General features: G+C 72.7%; 15 protein-coding genes. 6 read left to right on the top strand and 9 right to left on the bottom strand.

Features of this window, described 5'->3' with window-relative positions; genetic code table 11:
* The 5 genes from IE94_RS0104755 to IE94_RS0104735 form a co-directional block, all read right to left on the bottom strand.
* On the bottom strand, positions 1–1,020 hold the full coding sequence (locus IE94_RS0104755) for an HpcH/HpaI aldolase/citrate lyase family protein (protein WP_245235179.1): 1,020 nt from the start codon (positions 1,018–1,020) through the stop codon (positions 1–3).
* Positions 1,017–3,044: a protein meaA gene (locus IE94_RS0104750; protein WP_030178541.1), complete on the bottom strand. Its 2,028-nt coding sequence runs from the start codon at positions 3,042–3,044 to the stop codon at positions 1,017–1,019. Before IE94_RS0104750 ends, IE94_RS0104755 begins: the two co-directional genes overlap by 4 nt.
* A gap of 10 nt (positions 3,045–3,054) precedes the next feature.
* The gene (gene ccrA, locus IE94_RS0104745) at positions 3,055–4,392 is read right to left on the bottom strand and encodes a crotonyl-CoA carboxylase/reductase (protein ID WP_030178539.1); all 1,338 of its coding nucleotides are present in this window, start codon (positions 4,390–4,392) and stop codon (positions 3,055–3,057) included.
* Positions 4,393–4,723: 331 nt separating this feature from the next.
* Entirely contained in the window at positions 4,724–5,539 is an 816-nt protein-coding gene (locus tag IE94_RS0104740; RefSeq protein WP_037921897.1) for a TetR family transcriptional regulator, read from the bottom strand.
* Between the two features lie 137 nt (positions 5,540–5,676).
* A complete protein-coding gene (locus IE94_RS0104735) occupies positions 5,677–7,482 on the bottom strand; it encodes a 3-hydroxyacyl-CoA dehydrogenase family protein (protein WP_030178535.1) in 1,806 nt (601 codons plus the stop codon).
* A gap of 382 nt (positions 7,483–7,864) precedes the next feature.
* Between IE94_RS0104735 and IE94_RS0104730 the strand changes: the two genes are divergently transcribed.
* Positions 7,865–8,458, top strand: a complete 594-nt coding sequence (locus IE94_RS0104730; protein WP_030178534.1) for an adenylosuccinate lyase — start codon at positions 7,865–7,867, stop codon at positions 8,456–8,458.
* A 33-nt stretch (positions 8,459–8,491) separates the two neighbouring features.
* On the opposite strand, the gene IE94_RS0104725 is transcribed toward IE94_RS0104730, so the two are convergent.
* The 4 genes from IE94_RS0104725 to IE94_RS0104710 form a co-directional block, all read right to left on the bottom strand.
* Complete coding sequence (locus IE94_RS0104725) at positions 8,492–9,031, bottom strand: GNAT family N-acetyltransferase (protein ID WP_030178531.1); 540 nt, start codon at positions 9,029–9,031, stop codon at positions 8,492–8,494.
* The gene (locus IE94_RS0104720; RefSeq protein WP_030178529.1) at positions 9,028–9,426 is read right to left on the bottom strand and encodes a RidA family protein; all 399 of its coding nucleotides are present in this window, start codon (positions 9,424–9,426) and stop codon (positions 9,028–9,030) included. The genes IE94_RS0104725 and IE94_RS0104720 overlap by 4 nt, the downstream gene beginning before the upstream one ends.
* Before the next feature lie 61 nt (positions 9,427–9,487).
* Positions 9,488–11,077 (bottom strand): alpha/beta hydrolase, encoded by a 1,590-nt coding sequence (locus IE94_RS0104715; protein WP_030178527.1) that lies wholly within the window; start codon positions 11,075–11,077, stop codon positions 9,488–9,490.
* Between the two features lie 196 nt (positions 11,078–11,273).
* A complete protein-coding gene (locus IE94_RS0104710) occupies positions 11,274–12,314 on the bottom strand; it encodes an Rv2578c family radical SAM protein (RefSeq protein ID WP_030178526.1) in 1,041 nt (346 codons plus the stop codon).
* A gap of 159 nt (positions 12,315–12,473) precedes the next feature.
* On the opposite strand from IE94_RS0104710, the gene IE94_RS0104705 reads away from it, so the two are divergent.
* From IE94_RS0104705 to IE94_RS0104685, 5 genes are all read left to right on the top strand, one after another.
* Entirely contained in the window at positions 12,474–12,917 is a 444-nt protein-coding gene (locus tag IE94_RS0104705; RefSeq protein WP_030178523.1) for an SRPBCC family protein, read from the top strand.
* Positions 12,918–13,067: 150 nt separating this feature from the next.
* Entirely contained in the window at positions 13,068–15,524 is a 2,457-nt protein-coding gene (locus tag IE94_RS0104700) for an MFS transporter (protein WP_030178521.1), read from the top strand.
* A gap of 146 nt (positions 15,525–15,670) precedes the next feature.
* Positions 15,671–18,157, top strand: a complete 2,487-nt coding sequence (locus tag IE94_RS0104695) for an ATP-binding SpoIIE family protein phosphatase (RefSeq protein WP_030178519.1) — start codon at positions 15,671–15,673, stop codon at positions 18,155–18,157.
* A gap of 367 nt (positions 18,158–18,524) precedes the next feature.
* Entirely contained in the window at positions 18,525–19,247 is a 723-nt protein-coding gene (locus tag IE94_RS0104690; protein ID WP_030178514.1) for a class I SAM-dependent methyltransferase, read from the top strand.
* 10 nt (positions 19,248–19,257) lie between these two features.
* Positions 19,258–19,719 (top strand): NUDIX domain-containing protein, encoded by a 462-nt coding sequence (locus IE94_RS0104685; RefSeq protein ID WP_030178512.1) that lies wholly within the window; start codon positions 19,258–19,260, stop codon positions 19,717–19,719.
* The last annotated feature ends 26 nt before the right edge of the window (positions 19,720–19,745 follow it).

The following is a 19,745-nucleotide window of genomic DNA, read 5'->3' as shown; positions in this document are numbered from 1 at the left end:
TCAGCCCTCCGGGATCTCGAACGTGCTGGTGCGCCGCATGCCGGCCGCCCGCCCCTTGCCGGAGACGACCAGGGCCATCTTGCGGCTGGCCTCGTCGATCATCTCGTCGCCGAGCATCGCGGAGCCCTTCTTGCCGCCCGCCTCGGAGGTGTAGTAGTCGTACGCGTCCAGGATCAGCTCGGCGTGGTCGTAGTCCTCCTGGGAGGGCGAGAAGATCTCGTTGGACGCCTCGACCTGGCCCGGGTGCAGCACCCACTTGCCGTCGAAGCCGAGGGCGGCGGCGCGCTGCGCGACCTCGCGGTAGCCGTCGACGTTGCGGATCTGGAGGTAGGGGCCGTCGATGGCCTGGAGGTTGTTGGCGCGGGCGGCCATCAGGATCTTCATCAGGATGTAGTGGTAGGCGTCCGCCGGGTAGCCGGGCGGCTGCTCGCCCACGACCAGGGACTTCATGTTGATGGAGGCCATGAAGTCGGCCGGGCCGAAGATGATGGTCTCCACGCGCGGGCTCGCCTGGGCGATCTCGTTGACGTTGTTGAGGCCCTGCGCGTTCTCGATCTGCGCCTCGATGCCGATCCGGCCGACCTCGAAGCCCATCGTCTTCTCGATCTGGGTGAGGAGGAGGTCGAGCGCCACGACCTGCTGGGCGTTCTGGACCTTCGGCAGCATGATGCAGTCCAGGTTCGGGCCGGCGCCCTCCACCACCGTCACGACGTCGCGGTACGTCCACTCGGTCGTCCAGTCGTTGACGCGCACGACGCGGGTCTTGCCGGTCCAGTCGCCCTCGTTGAGGAACTTGACGATGGTGTGCCGCGCCTCGGGCTTGGCGAGCGGCGCGCAGGCGTCCTCCAGGTCGAGGAAGACCTGGTCGGCGGGGAGGCCCTGGGCCTTCTCCAGGAAGCGGGGGTTGCTTCCCGGGACCGCCAGGCAGGAACGCCGGGGGCGGAGACGAGAGGTGCCGTCCCGCAGGGACGCCGTCTGAGGGTGGTGGTGGGAGACGGGCGGGCGGTTGACCGTGGTCATGCGGGGACCTCCAGGGGGTCGAGCTTGTTCGCGTTCCGGATCTCGTCGACGATCCGTCCGATGATGCCGGTGATGTCGAAGTCCTTCGGGGTGAAGACCGCGGCCACTCCCGCGGCCCGCAGTTCCTCGGCGTCACCGTTCGGGATGATGCCACCGGCGATCACCGGTATGTCCGTGGCACCGGCCACACGGAGCCGTTCGAGCACGTCCGGCACCAGTTGCGCGTGCGAGCCGGACAGGATGGACAGGCCCACCGCGTGCACGTCCTCGGCGAGCGCGGCGTCCACGATCTGCTCCGGGGTGAGCCGGATGCCCTGGTAGACCACCTCGAACCCGGCGTCGCGGGCGCGCACCGCGATCTGCTCGGCGCCGTTGGAGTGGCCGTCGAGGCCGGGCTTGCCGACCAGGAAGCGGAGCTTGCCGACGCCCATCTCCTTCGCCGTCAGCTCCACCTTGCGGCGCACCTCCGAGAGGGCCGAGCCCTCCTCCGCGGTGACCGCGACCGGAGCCGAGGACACCCCGGTCGGTGCCCGGAACTCGCCGAACACCTCGCGCAGCGCCCCGGCCCACTCGCCGGTCGTGGCGCCGGCCCGGGCGCACTCCAGGGTGGCCTCCATGAGGTTGCCGGTGCCGCGCGCGGCCTCCTTCAGCTTCTCCAGGGCCTTGCAGGGGCGCGGGTGGTTGAAGGGCGGCTGGTAGCGGGTGTCGCGCCAGTTCTGGAGCGCGGCGACGACGCGGGCCTCCACCGCCGGGTCGACCGTCTGGATCGCGGTGTCCAGGTCGGCGGTCAGCGGGTTCGGCTCGGTGCCCTCGAAGGCGTTGACACCGATGATCTTCTCCTCGCCGGACTCGATCCTGGCCCGTCGCTCGGCGTGCGAGGCGACCAGCTGGGACTTGAGGTAGCCGGACTCCACGGCGGCCATCGCGCCGCCCATCTCCTGGATGCGCCCGATCTCCGCGAAGGCCGCCTCGACCAGCTCCTCGACCTTCGCCTCGATCACCTTCGAACCCTCGAAGATGTCCTCGTACTCCAGCAGGTCGCTCTCGTGCGCCAGCACCTGCTGGATGCGCAGCGACCACTGCTGGTCCCAGGGGCGCGGCAGGCCGAGCGCCTCGTTCCAGGCCGGCAGCTGCACGGCACGCGCGCGTGCGTCCTTGGAGAGGGTCACGGCCAGCATCTCCAGGACGATCCGCTGGACGTTGTTCTCCGGCTGCGCCTCGGTCAGGCCCAGGGAGTTGACCTGGACGCCGTAGCGGAAGCGGCGGTGCTTGGGGTTCTCGATGCCGTACCGCTCGCGGGTGACGCGGTCCCAGATGCGGCCGAAGGCGCGCATCTTGCACATCTCCTCGACGAAGCGGACGCCCGCGTTGACGAAGAAGGAGATGCGGCCGACCACGTCGCCCATGCGCTCCTGGGGCACCTGGCCGCTGTCGCGCACGGCGTCGAGGACGGCGATCGCGGTGGACATCGCGTACGCGATCTCCTGCACCGGCGTGGCGCCCGCCTCCTGCAGGTGGTAGCTGCAGATGTTGATCGGGTTCCACTTCGGCAGGTGGGAGACCGTGTACGCGATCATGTCCGTCGTCAGGCGGAGCGACGGCCCCGGCGGGAAGACGTGCGTGCCCCGGGACAGGTACTCCTTGACGATGTCGTTCTGGGTCGTGCCCTGGAGCTTGGTGAGGTCCGCACCCTGCTCCTCCGCGACGACCTGGTAGAGCGCCAGCAGCCACATGGCCGTGGCGTTGATGGTCATCGAGGTGTTCATCTGCTCCAGGGGGATGTCCTGGAACAGCCGGCGCATGTCACCGAGGTGCGCGACCGGCACGCCGACCCGGCCGACCTCGCCGCGGGCGAGGACGTGGTCGGAGTCGTACCCGGTCTGGGTCGGCAGGTCGAAGGCGACCGACAGACCCGTCTGGCCCTTGGCGAGGTTGCGCCGGTACAGCTCGTTGGACGCCTCGGCCGTGGAGTGACCGGCGTAGGTCCGCATGAGCCACGGCCGGTCCTTCTGACGCTCAGTCACGTGGCGCTCCTCAGATGTTCCGGAAGCGGTTGATGGCGTCGAGGTGCTGGGCGCGCTTGTCCTGGTCGCGCACGCCCAGTCCCTCCTCGGGAGCCAGGCACAGCACGCCGACCTTGCCCTGGTGGAGGTTGCGGTGCACGTCGTAGGCGGCCTGGCCGGTGTCCTCCAGCGAGTACACCTTGGACAGCGTCGGGTGGATCCTGCCCTTGGCGATGAGGCGGTTGGCCTCCCAGGCCTCGCGGTAGTTGGCGAAGTGGGAGCCGATGATGCGCTTCAGGGACATCCACAGGTAGCGGTTGTCGTACTCGTGCATGTAGCCCGAGGTCGAGGCGCAGGTGGTGATGGTGCCGCCCTTGCGGGTGACGAAGACGGAGGCGCCGAAGGTCTCCCGGCCGGGGTGCTCGAAGACGATGTCGATGTCCTCGCCGCCGGTGAGTTCGCGGATGCGCTTGCCGAAACGCTTCCACTCCTTGGGGTCCTGGGTGTTCTCGTCCTTCCAGAACCGGTAGCCCTCGGCGTTGCGGTCGATGATCGCCTCGGCGCCCATCGCGCGGCAGATCTCCGCCTTCTGCGGCGAGGAGACGACGCAGATCGGGTTGGCGCCGCCGGCCAGGGCGAACTGGGTGGCGTAGGAGCCGAGGCCGCCGCTGGCGCCCCAGATGAGGACGTTGTCGCCCTGCTTCATCCCGGCGCCGTTGCGGGAGACCAGCTGCCGGTACGCGGTGGAGTTGACCAGGCCGGGAGCGGCGGCCTCCTCCCAGCTGAGGTGGCCGGGCTTCGGCATCAGCTGGTTGGACTTGACCAGCGCGATCTCGGCGAGGCCGCCGAAGTTGGTCTCGAAGCCCCAGATGCGCTGCTCGGGGTCGAGCATCGTGTCGTTGTGCCCGTCGGACGACTCCAGCTCGACGGAGAGGCAGTGCGCGACGACCTCGTCGCCCGGCTGCCAGGCGTTGACGCCGGGGCCGGTGCGCAGGACGACGCCCGCGAGGTCGGAGCCGATGATGTGGTACGGCAGGTCGTGCCGCTTGGCCAGCTCGTTGGTGCGGCCGTAGCGCTCCAGGAAGCCGAAGGTGGACAGCGGCTCGAAGATCGAGGTCCACACCGAGTTGTAGTTGACCGAGGAGGCCATGACGGCCACCAGGGCCTCGCAGGGACCCAGCTCGGGCACCGGCACGTCGTCCAGGTGGATCGACTTGCGGGGGTCCTTGTCGCGGGTCTCGAGTCCCGCGAACATCTCCGTCTCGTCCTTGTGCACGGTGATCGCGCGGTACGACTCGGGGAGCGGCAGTGCGGCGATGTCGGCCGGCGTGGAGTCGGGCGACTGGATCGCGTCCAGGATGTCCTTCACGGTCACGGTGTTGCCTCCGGCGGTGAGCGCCCCGAGGGAGGGGTGCTGAGGGTTGCGTCGGTGGTGCAGAGGTGAGGGTGGGTGCCTGTGACGCAGGCGTTCGGACGCGCAGGGGATGAGGTGCGGGGACAGCCCGAACACCTTCAACGTATGACACCGCGTGTCACCCCGCAAGGCACTGAGTGCCAGAAACTGATCTCAGATGAAATCTTTACCCGACAGATGAGCGATGATCGATCGAACCGTCTCCCGCCGCGGGAGGAAAAGGGGCGCCGACATGCAAAAACGGCCACCCGGTGGGTGGCCGTCGTCACAGGGCGGAAAGGGGCGGTCAGCGCTCCTTGAGGGCCTGCTCGATGGCGCGCATGACCTCGTGCAGCGGCGCGTCGGTGCGCGCCACCGTCACCAGCACCTCGCCCCGCGCGGAGGCTGAGGAGGCGGCCGGCCGCCCGGCGGAGGCCGTGCCGCGCCCCGCCCCGATGCCCGTGCCGAAGGTCCTGCGCACGATGGCGAAGGCGTGGTCCAGCTCGGCCTCCACGTCGCCCTGCCCGTCGGCCCGCAGCCAGCGCCGCAGCACGTGGTTGTGCGCGGTGACCACGGCGGACGCCGCGACCTCCGCGAGCAGCGGGTCGTCGCCCGCGTCGTCGTCGTGCGCGTGCTCGTCGAAGTGGCCGAGCAGATAGCGGGTGAACAGCCGCTCGTAACGGGCCACCGACGCGATCTCCGCCTCGCGCAGGGTGGGCACCTCGCGCGTCAGCTTGTAACGGGCGACCGAGATCTCCGGCTGGGCCGCGTACATCCTCATGACCTCTTTGATGCCGCGGCAGACCGTGTCGAGCGGATGCTCGTGCGCGGGCGCCGCGGTGAGCACCGCCTCGGCGCGCACCAGGGTGTCGTCGTGGTCCGGGAAGATCGCCTCTTCCTTGGAGCGGAAGTGGCGGAAGAAGGTGCGGCGGGCGACCCCGGCCCGGGCCGCGATCTCGTCGACGGTGGTCGCCTCGTACCCCTTGGCCGCGAACAGCTCCATCGCCGCCGCCGCCAGTTCCCGGCGCATTTTGAGCCGCTGGGCCGCGGCGCGGCTGCCGGCCGCGCTCTCCGGCGCGTCGGACGAGGCTGAGGTACGTGAGGACTTGGCGGGCTGGGACATGACCCGAACGTACTGCATGCGGGCGCAATCATGCGCGTGACCGGGTCTCCCCCCCACCCGCGGAGGGCGGGGGAGACCCGGCCGGATCGAGCAGTCCGCCCCAGTCCTCCTCGGACCGTGGTCGGCCGCCCGGCAGCTCAGCGGCGGGCATGCTCGCGGAAACCGCGGCCCGTCTTGCGGCCGAGGCAGCCCGCGGCCACCAGGTGCTCGAGGAGCGGGGCGGGGGCCAGTCCCGGGTCGCGGAACTCGCGGTGCAGGACCTTCTCGATGGCCAGCGACACATCCAGCCCGACCACGTCGAGCAGTTCGAAGGGGCCCATCGGGTAGCCGCCGCCGAGCTTCATCGCCGCGTCGATGTCGTCGAGCGTCGCGTAGTGCTCCTGCACCATCTTGACCGCGTTGTTGAGGTACGGGAACAGCAGCGCGTTCACGATGAACCCGGCCCGGTCGCCGCAGTCCACCGCGTGCTTGCGCACCTGGGCGCAGACCTCGTGGACGGTGGCGTGCACGTCGTCGGCGGTCAGCACGGTGCGGACCACCTCGACCAGCTTCATCGCCGGGGCCGGGTTGAAGAAGTGCATGCCGATCACGTCCTGCGGGCGCGAGGTGGCGCGGGCGCAGGCCACGACCGGCAGCGAGGAGGTGGTGGTGGCCAGCACGGCGCCGGGCTTGCAGACCTTGTCCAGCGCGGCGAACAACTGCCGCTTGACCTCCAGGTCCTCGGCGACGGCCTCGACGGCCAGGTCGACGTCGGCGAAGTCGTCGTACGAGCCCGTGGGCGTGATCAGTTCCAGCGTCCGGGCTGCCGCCTCGGCGGTCGTCCGCCCCCTGTCGACCGACCGGGCCAGGGACTTGCCGATCCGCGCCTTGGCCGCCGCCGCCTTCTCCGCGCTGCGGGCGGCCAGCACCACCGCGTACCCGGCCTTGGCGAACACCTCCGCGATGCCGGACGCCATGGTGCCCGAACCGGCCACGCCTACCGCGCGCACCGGCCGCCCGGCGACCGTCGCGCCGCCCGTCCCCGGGGTCAGCGCGTCCGGCACCACGACCGCGCTGCCGGGCGACTCGTAGGTGTAGAAGCCCCGGCCCGCCTTGCGCCCCGTCAGGCCCGCCTCGCTGAGCTGCCGGAGGATCGGCGCGGGGGCGTGCAGGCGGTCCCGGGAGGCGCTGTACATGGCCTCCAGGACCGTGCGCGCGGTGTCCACGCCCACCAGGTCGAGCAGGGCCAGCGGCCCCATCGGCAGCCCGCAGCCGAGGCGCATCGCGGCGTCGATGTCCTCGCGGGAGGCGTAGTTCGCCTCGTACATCGCGGCGGCCTGGTTGAGGTAGCCGAACAGCAGGCCGTCGGCGACGAAACCGGGCCGGTCCCCGACCGCGACCGGCTCCTTGCCGAGGTCCAGGGCCAGGTCGGTGACGGCCGTGACGGCGGCCGGCGCGGTCAGCACCGAGGAGACGACCTCGACCAGCTTCATGGCCGGCGCCGGGTTGAAGAAGTGCAGGCCGAGCACCCGTTCCGGGCGGGCGGAGTCGGCGGCCAGTCGCGTGACGGACAGCGCGTTGGTACCGGTCGCCAGGACCGCCTCGGGACGCACGATCCCGTCCAGCTCCCGGAAGACCCGCTGCTTGATCTCGTACGACTCCGGGACCACCTCGATCACCAGGTCGGCGTCGGCCGCCGCCCGCAGGTCGGTGGAGGTGCGGACGCGGCCCAGGGCGTCGGCGCGCTCCTGCTCCGTCAGGCGGCCGCGCTCGACGGCGCGGGCGGTGGAGGACTCCAGCGCGGCGACCGCCTTGACGGCCTGCGCCTCGCTGACGTCGATGCCGACGACCTCGCGGCCGGCCCCGGCCAGGACCTCGGCGATGCCGGTGCCCATCGTGCCGAGGCCGACGACGGCGATCTTCCGGAGCGGGGACAGAGGGGTGTCGGACAGGGGAGTGGCCATCGCGGGACTCCAGGAATGAGGGGTGACGACGGGAGCACGCCCGGGTGCGCCGTCGCGGCGCACCGGGTGCGTGGGATGAGGAAGGAAGGGAGTGCGGGTGTTGCCGGGCTCGAACGGCGCACACGCCCGGTGCCGTCGCGGGGGCGTACACGCCCGCCCGGCGGCCTGTGACCGGCCCTGTCCCGAGGCCGAGTCCTGATGCGGTACCCGAGGTACCGGACCGACTGCCCTCCCGGTGGACGCGTCACCAGACCACCGCGAGGAGTTGCTGCGGGTGGGTGACCCGCTCGTCTGAGGTTAACCCGCGGGTAACGAGCGCGCCAGCCCCCGGTGTTCGTGATGTAGGTCCCACGCCCGGTGTGACGCCCCTAACCTCGGTGTCATGGACGAAGAGTTGCGATCGCTCACGGAGCGCTTACGGACCGAGGCGGCGGCCTCGGGTGCCCCGGAGGCAGGGGCGGTGTACGACCGGCTCGTGGCGAGCGGGGACCACGACGAGCTGGCCGCCGTGCTCACCGAACCCGGACACCCGCTGTGGGCCCGGGAACTGGCCGCCTTCCGGCTGGGCGTGGCGGGGGACCGGCGGGCCTTCGAGTCACTCGTGCTCCTGCTGAACCACCGGGACCCGCCGCGCTGCGCCTCGGCCGCCCACGCCCTGGCCCGCCTCGGCGACCCGCGCACCGCCCGCGCGGCGGCGGCCCTGGCCACCAACGAACTGCGGGTCGCCTACGCGCTGCACCCGGTGCGGCTGCTGGTCGAGCTGCGGGCCGCCGAGTCGGTGCCCGCGCTGATCACCACGCTGGAGCGGCGGCTGCGCCCGCACGACCCCTACCGGCGCGTCGCGCTCGCCTGCGTCGAGGGCCTCGGCACCCTCGGCGACGACCGGGCCGCCCCGGTGCTGAACGACGCGCTCGCCCACCCGGCGCTGGCCGAGGCGGCGGTGCGGGCGCTGGCACGCATCCCGGGACAGCGGTGAGCGACCCGCCGGTCCGGCAGCGGTGACGGGCCGTCAGTCGCCCAGCGGCCGGGCGTAGCGCACCTCGGGCACCGGGACCCCGTCCACCTCGAAGGGCTCCTCGGCGCCGTCGGGGCCGAAGCCCGCCCGCTCGTAGAAGCGCCGGGCGCGGGTGTTGCCCTTGAGCACCCACAGGAGCATGCGCGCGTGCCCGGCGCTCGCGCACCGGCGCACCGACTCCCCGAGCAGGGCCCGCCCGACGCCCGCGCCGAGCCGGCCGGGGTCGACGTAGAGGGCGTACAACTCGGCGTCCGCGGTGCGCATCTCGCCGTCCCGGTAGGGGCCGTGGCAGGCCCAGCCGACGACCTCGCCGCCCTCGTCCTCGGCGACCAGGTTCAGCACGCCCTCCGAGGCCCGGGCGAACAGGGCGCGACGCCGCTCCGCGTCGGCGGCGGGGTCCATCGCGTCGAGGTGCTGCTGCGGCATCAGGCCCCGGTAGGCGCTCTGCCAGCCCCGGACGCGGATCAGGGACACGCGGTCGCAGTCCCCGAGGACCATCTCCCGCACCCGCACCCGCGCCTGCGGACCGCTCACGGCGCCACGACCGCGAACGCCTCGATCTCCATCAGGAACTCCGGCCGGACCAGCGCGGCCACCTGCACCGCCGAGGCGGCCGGCAGCCGGTCCTCGGGTATGTGCTCGGCGCGGGCCGCGCGGATCGCGCCCATGTGCGCCATGTCCGTGACGAAGAAGGTCAGCTTCACCACGTCGTCGAAGGTCGCGCCGGCCGAGGCCAGGCACCGGCGCAGATTCTCGAAGACCTGGCGGGCCTGGGCCGCGGGGTCGCCCTCGCCGACCACCCTGCCGTCCCGGTCCAGCGCGAGCTGCCCCGAGACGGCCACGAACCGCCCGGTGCCGAGGACGACATGGGTGTACTGCGCGGCGGGCGCGACGCCCTCGGGGGCGGGGATCCTGGTCAGCTCACTCATGCGTCCATCGTGGACCACGGCACCGACAACGCCCCCGACCGGGGTGCGGCGAGGGGGACGGCTAGCCGTGGAAGCCGAGCAGTCCGTGCAGGGTGGAACCCCGCGAGGAGGTCGACGCCGCCTTGGACTCCAGCGGCTTCGGGTCCGGCAGCGCCGGGCACACCGCGTCCGCCTCGCCACCGGCGCCGTGCGGCACGGTGCCGTCGGTGAGGTAGGCGGCCAGGTGCTCGTCCAGGCAGTCGTTCCCGCTCAGCGTGATCCCGTGGTTCCCGCCGCCCTCCTCGACGACGAGGCTGGAACCGCCCAGCAGCCGGTGCGCGGCGACACCGCCCTCGTACGGCGTGGCCGCGTCGCCGGTCGCCTGGAAGAGCAGGACCGGGGGCAGTTCGGCGTTGGCGACGTCCACCGGCTGCCGGGACGGGGTCGGCCAGAACGCGCACGGCGCGTTGTACCAGGCGTTGTTCCACACCAGGAAGGGCGCCTTCTCGTACAGGCCCCAGTTGTCGTCGCGCCAGTCGTCCCAGTCCCGCGGCCAGCCGGCGTCACGGCACTGCACCGCGGTGTAGACGCTGTAGCCGTTGTCCCCGGAGGCGTCCGGGGCCCCGAAGTTCTCGTACGCCTCGACCAGCGGGCCGGTGTCCCCGTCGTTCACGTACGCGGCGAACGCCTCGGCGAGGTAGGGCCAGTAGCCGTTGTAGTACCCGCCGGGCAGGTAGGTGTCCTCCAGCTCGGAGGCGCCGACCCTGCCCCCGGCCGGGCGTTTCGCCAGCGCCGCCCGCATGGCGTACCAGGCGCTCTCGACCCGCTCGGGGTCGGTGCCCAGCCCGTAGGCCGCGTCGTGCTCGGCGATCCAGGCCATGAACGCCCGGTGGCGGTCGTTGAAGGCGAGGTCCTGGTGGAGATTGGCGTCGTACCAGACGTCCTCGGGTCCGACGACGGAGTCCAGCACCAGCCGCCGCACCCGTTGCGGGTGGAGCTTGGCGTAGACGGCGCCCAGGTAGGTGCCGTACGAGTAGCCGAAGTAGCTGAGCTTCTCGGCGCCGAGCGCCGCGCGGATCGCGTCCACGTCCCGCGCTGCGCTGACCGTGTCGATGTACGGAAGGACGTCCGCGTACTTGTCGCCGCAGGCGTCGGCGAAGGACTCCGCGCGCGCCAGGTTGGCGCGCTCGACGTCCGGCGTGTCGGGCACCGAGTCCGGTCGCACGGGGGCGAAGTGACCCGGCCGGCAGTCCAGCGCGGGGCTGCTCCTGCCCACGCCGCGCGGGTCGAAGCCGATGACGTCGTACTGGGCGGCCACCTTCGCGGGCAGCGACGACGCCACGAACCCCGCCAGGGTCAGCCCGCTGCCGCCGGGGCCGCCGGGGTTCACCAGCAGGGGCCCCTGGTACGTCCTGGCGGTGTGCGGGACCCGGGACAGTGCCAGCGTGATCCGCTCCCCGCGCGGGCGCGCGTGATCCAGGGGCACCTCCAGGGAGGCGCACTGGAGCGTCGGGTAGTCCTCCGTGGCGCACTTCTCCCAGTGCGGGCCGGCCGCGGGGGCGGTGGGCGCGGGCTGCGGGAGCCGGGTCGCGGTCGCCTCGGGGGGGGCGGCGGTGACGGTCCCGGCGGCGATGACGGCGGCGCCGCACAGCACGGCTGCGCGTTGTCTCATGGCGTTCTCCCAGGACTCCCGGAACGGAGGGGCTGCGGTCCGCGCGGGTCGCGGTCCTCGCCGGATGGTCCCGGGGAGCGCCCCCGGAGGAACGAGAGCTGTCCATACTTGACCCGATTGGGCCGGAAGATGCCCTCCAATGCTCTCGCTCCTGCCCATGTCCGGAAGTCGGCCCGGGCCGCCGTCGCGGCGTCTCCTACATGAGCGAAAGCTGGACCGGCTCGGCCGGCTCGGCCGGCATGGGCCGCTCCGGCTCCGCGATCCGGCGGGGCATTCCCGCGCGCGCGGGACCGATGCCGTACTCGCGGGCCAGGTCGTGCACCTGGCGGGTGATCCGGCGCTGGTACCACTTCGGGGCGTAGGCGCCGTCCGCGTAGAGCCGTTCGTAGCGGCGGACCAGGTGCGGGTGGTGCCGGCCGAGCCAGGCCATGAACCACTCGCGGGCTCCCGGGCGCAAATGCAGCACCAGGGGCGTCACCGAGGTGGCGCCCGCGGCGGCGATGGCCCGCACGGTGGCCCTCAACTGGGCCGGTTCGTCACCGAGGAAGGGGATGACCGGAGCCATCAGGACCCCGCAGCCGATGCCGCGCTCGCTGAGGGCCCTGACGACCTCCAGCCGGCGCTCCGGTGCCGGGGTGCCCGGCTCCACGGTGCGCCACAGCTCCGCGTCGGTGAACCCGACCGAGACCGATATCCCCACGTCCGTCACCCGGGCCGCCCGCGTCAGCAGGTCCAGGTCGCGCAGGATCAGGGTGCCCTTGGTGAGGATCGAGAAGGGGTTCGCCCGCTCGGTGAGGGCCTCGACGATGCCCGGCATCAGCCGGTAGCGGCCCTCCGCGCGCTGATAGCAGTCGACGTTGGTGCCCATCGCGACGTGCTCGCCCTGCCAGCGGCGCGAGGCCAACTGGCGCCGCAGCACGTCGGGGGCGTTCACCTTGACGACGATCTGGGAGTCGAAGCCGAGCCCCGTGTCGAGGTCCAGATAGCTGTGCGTCTTGCGCGCGAAGCAGTACACGCACGCGTGCGTGCAGCCCCGGTAGGGGTTCACCGTCCACTCGAAGGGCATGCGCGAGGCCCCCGGGACCCGGTTCAGGATCGAGCGGGCCCGCACCTCGTGGAAGGTGATGCCGCGGAACTCGGGCGTGTCGAAGGTGCGGGTGACGACGGCGTCCGCGCCGAACAGCGCGGTGTCCGCCGCCCGGGCGTGGTCGGAGTCCGTGAGGTTCTCCCAGCGCATTGAGGCCTCCTCGGTAGCACTGTTCGACACAATAGAACACTTGTTCCCTTGATCGTGCGGCGAGTGGTGCGGGGCCGCTTCGCGCCCCCCGATTTGGAGGCCGGGCGGCGGGGTGGTTGGCTTGCCCCGACCCCGAGAACCAGGCCCTGGAGGGACCCGATGGCGCAGGTCGAGGCGACGACGGAGCGGATCGTCGCGGCGGACGCGGAGACGGTGTTCGACACCCTCGCCGACTACAGCGGCACCCGCGAGAAGCTGCTGCCCGAGCACTTCAGCGAGTACGAGGTCCGGGAGGGCGGCGACGGCGAGGGCACCCTCGTGCACTGGAAGCTCCAGGCCACCAGCAAGCGTGTCCGCGACTGCCTGCTGGAGGTCAGCGAGCCGACCGACGGCGAGCTGGTCGAGAAGGACCGCAACTCCTCCATGGTCACCACCTGGCGCGTCACCCCGGCGGGCGAGGGCAGGTCCCGGGTCGTCGTGGTCACCACCTGGCAGGGGGCCGGCGGCGTCGGCGGCTTCTTCGAGAAGACCTTCGCGCCCAAGGGGCTCGGCCGGATCTACGACGCCCTGCTCGCCAAGCTCGCCGCCGAGGTCGAGAAGTAGCCAAAGGGCAGGCACGGGGCGGCCGTTGGCCGCCTCACCGGTTCGAGTGATCTGCGCGCGAACCCGTCGTGCGTCCGTAACTCGTCGCACTTGTTCGCAGTTGTCGCCTCAGGCGGCAAATGTGAGCAGGTGTGACGAGGGGAGCGGTACGTGGGCGGGATCACTCTGGTGCAGGACCCGGTGGGCGGTCCCGCGCGGGACGAACCGGTCGCCGCGGCCCAGGCGCCCCCGGAACCTCCCGTTCCCCTGCCGGACGGGGAGCGGGACGCCGGGCTGAGCCCGCGCCGGGTCCGGCTGGTCTTCGTCGGGCTGATGCTGGCGCTGCTGCTCGCCGCCCTGGAGCAGATGATCGTCGCCACGGCGCTGCCGAAGATCGTCGGTGAGCTGCACGGTCTGGACAAGATGTCCTGGGCGATCACCGCCTACCTGCTCACCTCCACCGTCGGCCTGCCGATCTACGGCAAGCTCGGCGACCTCTTCGGCCGCAAGGGCGTCTTCCAGTTCGCCATCCTGGTCTTCGTCGTCGGCTCCGCGCTCGCCGGACGCGCGCAGACCATGGACCAGCTGATCGCCTTCCGCGCGGTGCAGGGCGTCGGCGCGGGCGGCCTGATGATCGGCGTCCAGGCGATCATCGCGGACATCGTGCCGCCCCGGGAACGCGGCCGGTACATGGGCCTGATCGGCGCCGCCTTCGGACTCGCCTCCGTCGCCGGCCCGCTGCTCGGCGGCTACTTCACCGACCACCTCTCCTGGCGCTGGTGCTTCTACATCAACGTCCCCTTCGGCCTGGTCACCATGGCCGTCGTAGCCGTCGTCCTCAAGCTGCCCCGGCCGCGGGTCAAGCCCCGCCTCGACATCCTCGGCGCCCTGCTCCTCGCCGCCGCCTCCACCTGCCTGGTGCTGCTCACCAGCTGGGGCGGCACCGAGTACGCGTGGGACTCCAAGGTCATCCTCGGTCTCGGCGCCGGAGCCGCCGGGGCCACCCTGCTCTTCCTGGTCGCCGAGCACCTCGCGCCCGAACCGCTGATCCCGCTGCGCCTGTTCCGGGACTCGATCTTCAACGTCACCGCCCTGGTCGGCCTCGTCGTCGGCGTCGCCCTCTTCGGCGCCGCCAGCTACCTGCCGACCTACCTCCAGATGGTCGACGGCGCCAGCGCCACCGAGTCCGGCCTGCTGATGCTGCCCATGATGGGCGGCGTGGTCGGCGCCTCGATCATCTCCGGACAGCTCATCAGCCGCACCGGTCACTACCGCAGCCACCCGATCCTCGGCAGCGCGCTGTCCGTCGTCGGCATGTGGCTGCTCTCCCGCCTGGACACCGACACGCCCCGGCTGCACTACAGCATCTGGATGGCCGTCCTCGGCGCCGGCATCGGCATGGTGATGCCGGTCCTGGTCCTCGCCGTGCAGAACTCGGTGCGCCCCGCCGACCTGGGCACCGCGACCAGCGCCAACAACTACTTCCGGCAGATCGGCGGCAGCGTCGGCGCGGCCGTCTTCGGCACCCTCTTCGCGGGCCGCCTCACCGACGCCCTGGCCGACCGGATCCCCGCCGGGACGGGGACCGGCCTCCCCGACGCGGAGGCCATCACCCCCCAGCTCGTCCACTCCCTGCCGCCGGTGCTGCGCGACGCCTACATCGGGGCGTACGCCGACGCCATGCCGCGGATCTTCCTCTACCTGGTGCCGGTGCTCGTCCTCGGGCTCCTCATCGCCCTCTTCCTCAAGGAGAAACCCCTGGTGTCCCACAACGCCCCCGTCACCGACCCGGAGACCGCCCAGCACCCCCGGCAGGCCCCGCAGGCACAGCCGCCGGCCCAGGTGCCGCCGGCCCGGTCGTCCTACGCAGGCGGCATCCCCGTGTGCGGCACGGTGCAGCACCCCGACGGCACCGTCGTGCCCCGCGCGGCACTCACCCTCATCGACGTCGGCGGACAGCAGATCGGCCGCGGTGCCAGCGGCGACGACGGACGCTACGCGCTGGCCACCCCCGGGCCGGGTGCCTACGTCCTGATCGCCGCGGCCGGCGGTCACCAGCCGCAGGCGGTCTCGGTGACGGTCGGCGAACGCCCGGTGGAACTGGACGTGGTCCTCGGCGGCGCCGGGCGCCTGGCCGGCAGCGTCATGACCGCCGACGGCAGCCCCGTGCGCGACGCGATCGTCACCCTCACCAACGTCCACGGCGAGGTCGTCGCCACCACCCGCAGCGGCCGCGAGGGCGGCTATGTCATCACCGAGCTGGTGGCGGGCGAGTACACCCTCGCCGCCAGCGCCCCCGCCTTCCGTCCGGCCGCGCTGCCGGTCAGCGTCCAGGCGGCCCGGGAGACCCGGCAGGACGTCGAGCTGGCCGGCGGCGCCGTGCTGCGCGGCACGGTGCGGGCCAGTGGCGGACGGGCCGTGGAGGACGCGCGCGTGACGCTCCTCGACGCGGCGGGCAACGTGGTGGACACCCTGACCACGGGACCCGACGGCACGTTCCGGTTCGTCGACCTGTCGTCCGGCGAGTACACCGTCATCGCGGCCGGATACCCGCCGGTCGCGACCGTGCTCCAGGTGGCCGGCGGCGGCCGGACGGAGCGCGACCTGCAACTCGGGCACGAGGACTGAGACCGGCACACCGGCGCGCGGGCGTGCGCCGGTGTGTTCGCGCGCCACCAATTCCCCGGTTGCCGCACATGGTCACCGGCCGCCACCGTACGGTGGTGACGGCGACACAGATCTTGCGGAGCCGTGGGCAGAGAGGGCCTGACGCCATGGACCGTGGCACCGAGCGGGACGCACCTCCCGGCCACCGTGCCGGACCCGACACCGGGCCGGCCGACCCCGTCACGGGCCGCGTCCCGCTGGCCGTCGTCGTGGTGGACCGCGACGGGCTGGTCTCCCACTGGAGCCGCGGCGCGGGGCGGTTGTTCGCCCTGCCCAAGGAAGAGGCGATCGGGCGGCCCGCCCCCGACCTGCTCCCCGTCTCGGGCGCGCTCCCCGGCGACGGGAGGGGGGACGACGACTCGGCCTACGGCGCGTACCCGGACCACGGCGGCCTCGGGCCCGGCCTGGAGTCCTCCCTGGACGGGCGGCTCTCCTATCCCTCGGCGGGCCGCGCCCGGCTGACCGTGCCGGCCGGCGCCCGCGTCGACGTGCTGTGGTGGGCCTACCCCCTGGTGGGTCCCGGACCGGAGCGGCTGCTCGTGCTGGCCGCCGACGCGGACGGGCTGCGGCGGGACCACGCCGACGGGAGCACCGGAGCGAGTGTCGTCGAGCGGATCGCGCCCGGATTCGCCCTGCACACCGACTTCCCCGGCGCCGACGAACTCGCCCGCCGCCTGCCCGAGATCCTGCCCAGCATGAGCGTCGGCGAGAGCGCCCGCATCGTCGCCCAGATCCTCGAACTGGGCTATCCCGTGCTGGAGTTCAGCCAGAGCGACCGGGTGCCCGTCACCCCCGACTGGGGCGTGCCCCGGCGGGCCGAGCGCCGGGCGCGCCGCGAGCGGGCCGCGCGGGCACTGGCGGCGGGTGAACCAGTGCCGGACGAACTGCGGGACGAGGCCGAGGATCTGGAGTACGCGGCGGTCCGCGAACGCCTGGAGTTCCTCAACGAGGTCAGCGGCGCGATCGGCACCTCGCTCGACCTCGCCCGGACCGTCGTCGAGGTCAGCCGGGCGGTCGTCCCCCGCTTCACCGACGTCGCCGGCACCTATCTGCGCGAACAGGTCGTCGCGGGCGAGGGCTTCCCCGACGGCGTGCCGGACACCACCACCATGTGGCACCGGGTCGCCCTGGAGCACACCGACGAACCCGGCCGCTGGGACGACGTCGTACCCGTCGGCGAGGCCATGCCCTTCCCGGCGCACACCCCCTTCTTCCAGTGCATGACCAGCGGCGAGCCGGTCCTGGTGCCCCGTATCACCGAGGAGATGGGCCACGCCATCGCCTCGCAGTTCGAGAAGCGGGACATCCGGCCGCTCATCACGGGGCGCTCGATGCTGCTGGTGCCGCTCAAGGCACGCCAGGTCGTCCTCGGGTTCATGATCCTGCTCCGGCACCCGGAGCGGCCCGTCTTCAACGACATGGACCGCGTCACCGGTGCCGAACTCGCCGCCCGCGCGGGCCTCGTGCTCGACAACGCGCGCATGTACACCCACCAGGAGAACGTCGCCGAGACCCTCCAGGACAGCATGCTCCCGCGCATCCCCGCGCGGATGGCCGGCTGCGACATCGCCACCCGCTATCTGCCGGGCACCCTGCTCGGCCGGGTCGGCGGCGACTGGTTCGACGCGGTCAAGCTGCCGGGCGCCCGCACCGCCCTCGTCGTCGGCGACGTCATGGGACACGGCCTGGGCTCGGCCGCGATGATGGGTCAGTTGCGCACCGCGGTCCAGACCATGGCCGGCCTCGACCTGCCGCCCGCGCAGCTCCTGCGCAACCTCGACGACCTCGCCCAGCGGCTCGGCGACACCCACCTCGCGACCTGCCTGTACGCCGTGTACGACCCGGTCGCCGGTGAACTGCGCCTCGCCAACGCCGGCCACATCCCGCCCGTCCTGGTCCGTGCCGAGGACGGCGCCAGCGAGCTGATCGACCTCCCGACGGGGGCGCCGATCGGCGTCGGCGGGGTGCCCTTCGAGTCGGTGCGCGTGCCGGTGGCACCCGGCGACCGGCTGGTGATGTGCACCGACGGCCTGGTGGAGGTGCGCGGCGAGGACATCGGCGTCGGCCTCGCCACCCTCTGCGAATCCGCCGCGCACCCGGCCGCCTCCATGGACGACGCCTGCGACACCATCATCCGCGCCCTGGGCACCCGCGGTGGCCGCAAGGACGACGTCGCCCTGCTGATGGCCCGGCTGACCGGCATCGAGCCCGACGCCGTCGCCGAATGGAGCCTCGCCCGCGACCCGGCCGAGGTGGGCCGCGCCCGCGCGGCGGTCCGCGAGCAGCTCCACGACTGGGGGCTGCCGAAGCTGGTGGGTCCGGCGGAGCTGATGGTCAGCGAGCTCGTCACCAACGCCGTGCGGCACTCCCACGCCCACCCCGTCACGCTGCGCCTGGTGCGCGCCGACACGCTGCTGTGCGAGGTGGACGACGACGACCACGACCTGCCGGCGCTGCGCAGCGTGGGTCCCGAGGACGAGGCCGGGCGCGGCCTGCGCGTGGTCAGCACCCTCGCCCGCGCATGGGGCGCCAGCCGCACCAACGCGGGCAAGACCGTGTGGTTCGAGCTGACGCTGCCCGCCCGCCACCGCTGAGGGGGGCGCTGCCGCGCGGCGGGTGCTGCGCGGTTCCGGCGGCGCCGTGCCGCCGCGCGTCGCAGGAATCGCGCCGGGTTCGGAGCGGCGGCCGACGGCGCCGGTACCTGTCGCGCCGCGTGGCCCGCGCGCACCGGCCTTCCGACACCCACGTGTTCTCCGGGCATCCGTGTGCCGACCGTGCCGACCGCGCCGTCCGGGTCGGACCCGCCGGGTTCCCCGGATCGGTCCGCGGCCCGAATCCGCCCGGCGCGAACGGGTGGTGAAGGAATGCGCCGGGCGCTTGTGGCCGTGCGCCAGGCGCGATACACCGTACGAACCCGTCGTCGTCGACGGGCCGTACGTCGTCGCACCTGGGGAGACGGGCATGAGCGTGACGAGTCGGTACCGGGACGCCTGGGAGGGCTTCTGGAACGAGGCCTCCGGGGACCGGGGGGCGGTGTTCTGGGACGCGGAGCCGACGCTGACCGCCGGGCGCCACCTGGCCCACTTCGAGCCGCACCTGACCGACCCCACCCTGCCGTTGATCGACCTGGGCTGCGGCAACGGCACACAGACCCGGTACTTCGCCGAACGCTTCCCGCACGTGGTCGGCGCCGACCTCTCCGCCGCCGCCCTCGACCATGCCCGCCACGCCGACCCGGCCCGACTCGCCGCGTACCGGCAACTGGACGCCGCCGACAAGGCCGAGGCGGAGGCGCTGCACGCGGAACTGGGCGACGCCAACGTCTACGTCCGGGGCGTCCTGCACCAGTGCGAACCCGACGACCGGCAGCCCCTGGCCGACGCCCTCGCCGTGCTCCTCGGAGAACGGGGCCGCGCCTTCCTGGTCGAACCTTCCCAGGCGGCCAAGACCGTTCTGATGGGCCTCGCCCAGGGCTCCGCCGGACCGCCCGCCAAACTCGCCCCCGTCCTGCGCCACGGCCTGACCCCCGGTGCCGTCCCCGACGACGCGGTCCCCGCGTACCTCCGCGCGGCCGGACTGACCGTCCTGGCGAGCGGCGAACTCCCCCTGGTCACCACGGAGTACACGCCGGACGGCACCCGCATCGAGCTGCCGTCGACCTGGGTGGTGGCGGGCGTCGCCTAGCATCGGGGCGGTGGAATCGACGCACCGGCCCGCCTCCCGGGTCCTCTGTCTGGACGCCGCCCGCCGCCTGCTGCTCCTGCGCTGGCGGGACCCGTTCGACGGAACGTACGTCTGGGAGCCGCCCGGCGGCGGTGTCGAGCCGGGCGAGAGGCCCTTGGCGGCGGCCAGGCGCGAACTGGCCGAGGAGACCGGGCTCGATCCGGCCGCGGTGCTCGACAGGTGGGTACCGGTCGAGCGTGATGTGCGCTGGAACGGCAAGCGGTACGTGGGAACGGAGCACTTCTTCGTCGCCGAGTTCGCCGAGGAGCGACCGCCGCTGGTACGGACCGGACTGCTCCCCGAGGAGCGGTCCAGCCTGGCCGGGTACGCGTGGACGGCGTGGGCGGACCTGGGCTGGCTGGCGGACCCGGTCGAGCCGCCGCGGTTGCCGGCGGTCCTCCGCGCCCTCGTGCCGGGCGGTCCGTGGAGTTGACCGGCCCGAGAAAGCGCAGATCGTAG

The organism is Streptomyces violaceorubidus, assembly GCF_000717995.1.
Lineage (GTDB): Bacteria > Actinomycetota > Actinomycetes > Streptomycetales > Streptomycetaceae > Streptomyces > Streptomyces violaceorubidus.
This window is presented reverse-complemented; position numbering and strand designations above follow the sequence as displayed.

What these genes read in the sequence shown, in the direction of transcription:
- IE94_RS0104735 (WP_030178535.1), bottom strand. Translation starts at nt 7,482, where the DNA reads ATGGCCACTCCCCTGTCCGACACCCCTCTGTCCCCGCTCCGGAAGATC.
- IE94_RS0104690 (WP_030178514.1), top strand. Translation starts at nt 18,525, where the DNA reads ATGAGCGTGACGAGTCGGTACCGGGACGCCTGGGAGGGCTTCTGGAAC.
- IE94_RS0104715 (WP_030178527.1), bottom strand. Translation starts at nt 11,077, where the DNA reads ATGAGACAACGCGCAGCCGTGCTGTGCGGCGCCGCCGTCATCGCCGCC.
- IE94_RS0104710 (WP_030178526.1), bottom strand. Translation starts at nt 12,314, where the DNA reads ATGCGCTGGGAGAACCTCACGGACTCCGACCACGCCCGGGCGGCGGAC.
- IE94_RS0104705 (WP_030178523.1), top strand. Translation starts at nt 12,474, where the DNA reads ATGGCGCAGGTCGAGGCGACGACGGAGCGGATCGTCGCGGCGGACGCG.
- IE94_RS0104720 (WP_030178529.1), bottom strand. Translation starts at nt 9,426, where the DNA reads ATGAGTGAGCTGACCAGGATCCCCGCCCCCGAGGGCGTCGCGCCCGCC.
- IE94_RS0104755 (WP_245235179.1), bottom strand. Translation starts at nt 1,020, where the DNA reads ATGACCACGGTCAACCGCCCGCCCGTCTCCCACCACCACCCTCAGACG.
- IE94_RS0104695 (WP_030178519.1), top strand. Translation starts at nt 15,671, where the DNA reads ATGGACCGTGGCACCGAGCGGGACGCACCTCCCGGCCACCGTGCCGGA.
- IE94_RS0104740 (WP_037921897.1), bottom strand. Translation starts at nt 5,539, where the DNA reads ATGTCCCAGCCCGCCAAGTCCTCACGTACCTCAGCCTCGTCCGACGCG.
- IE94_RS0104730 (WP_030178534.1), top strand. Translation starts at nt 7,865, where the DNA reads ATGGACGAAGAGTTGCGATCGCTCACGGAGCGCTTACGGACCGAGGCG.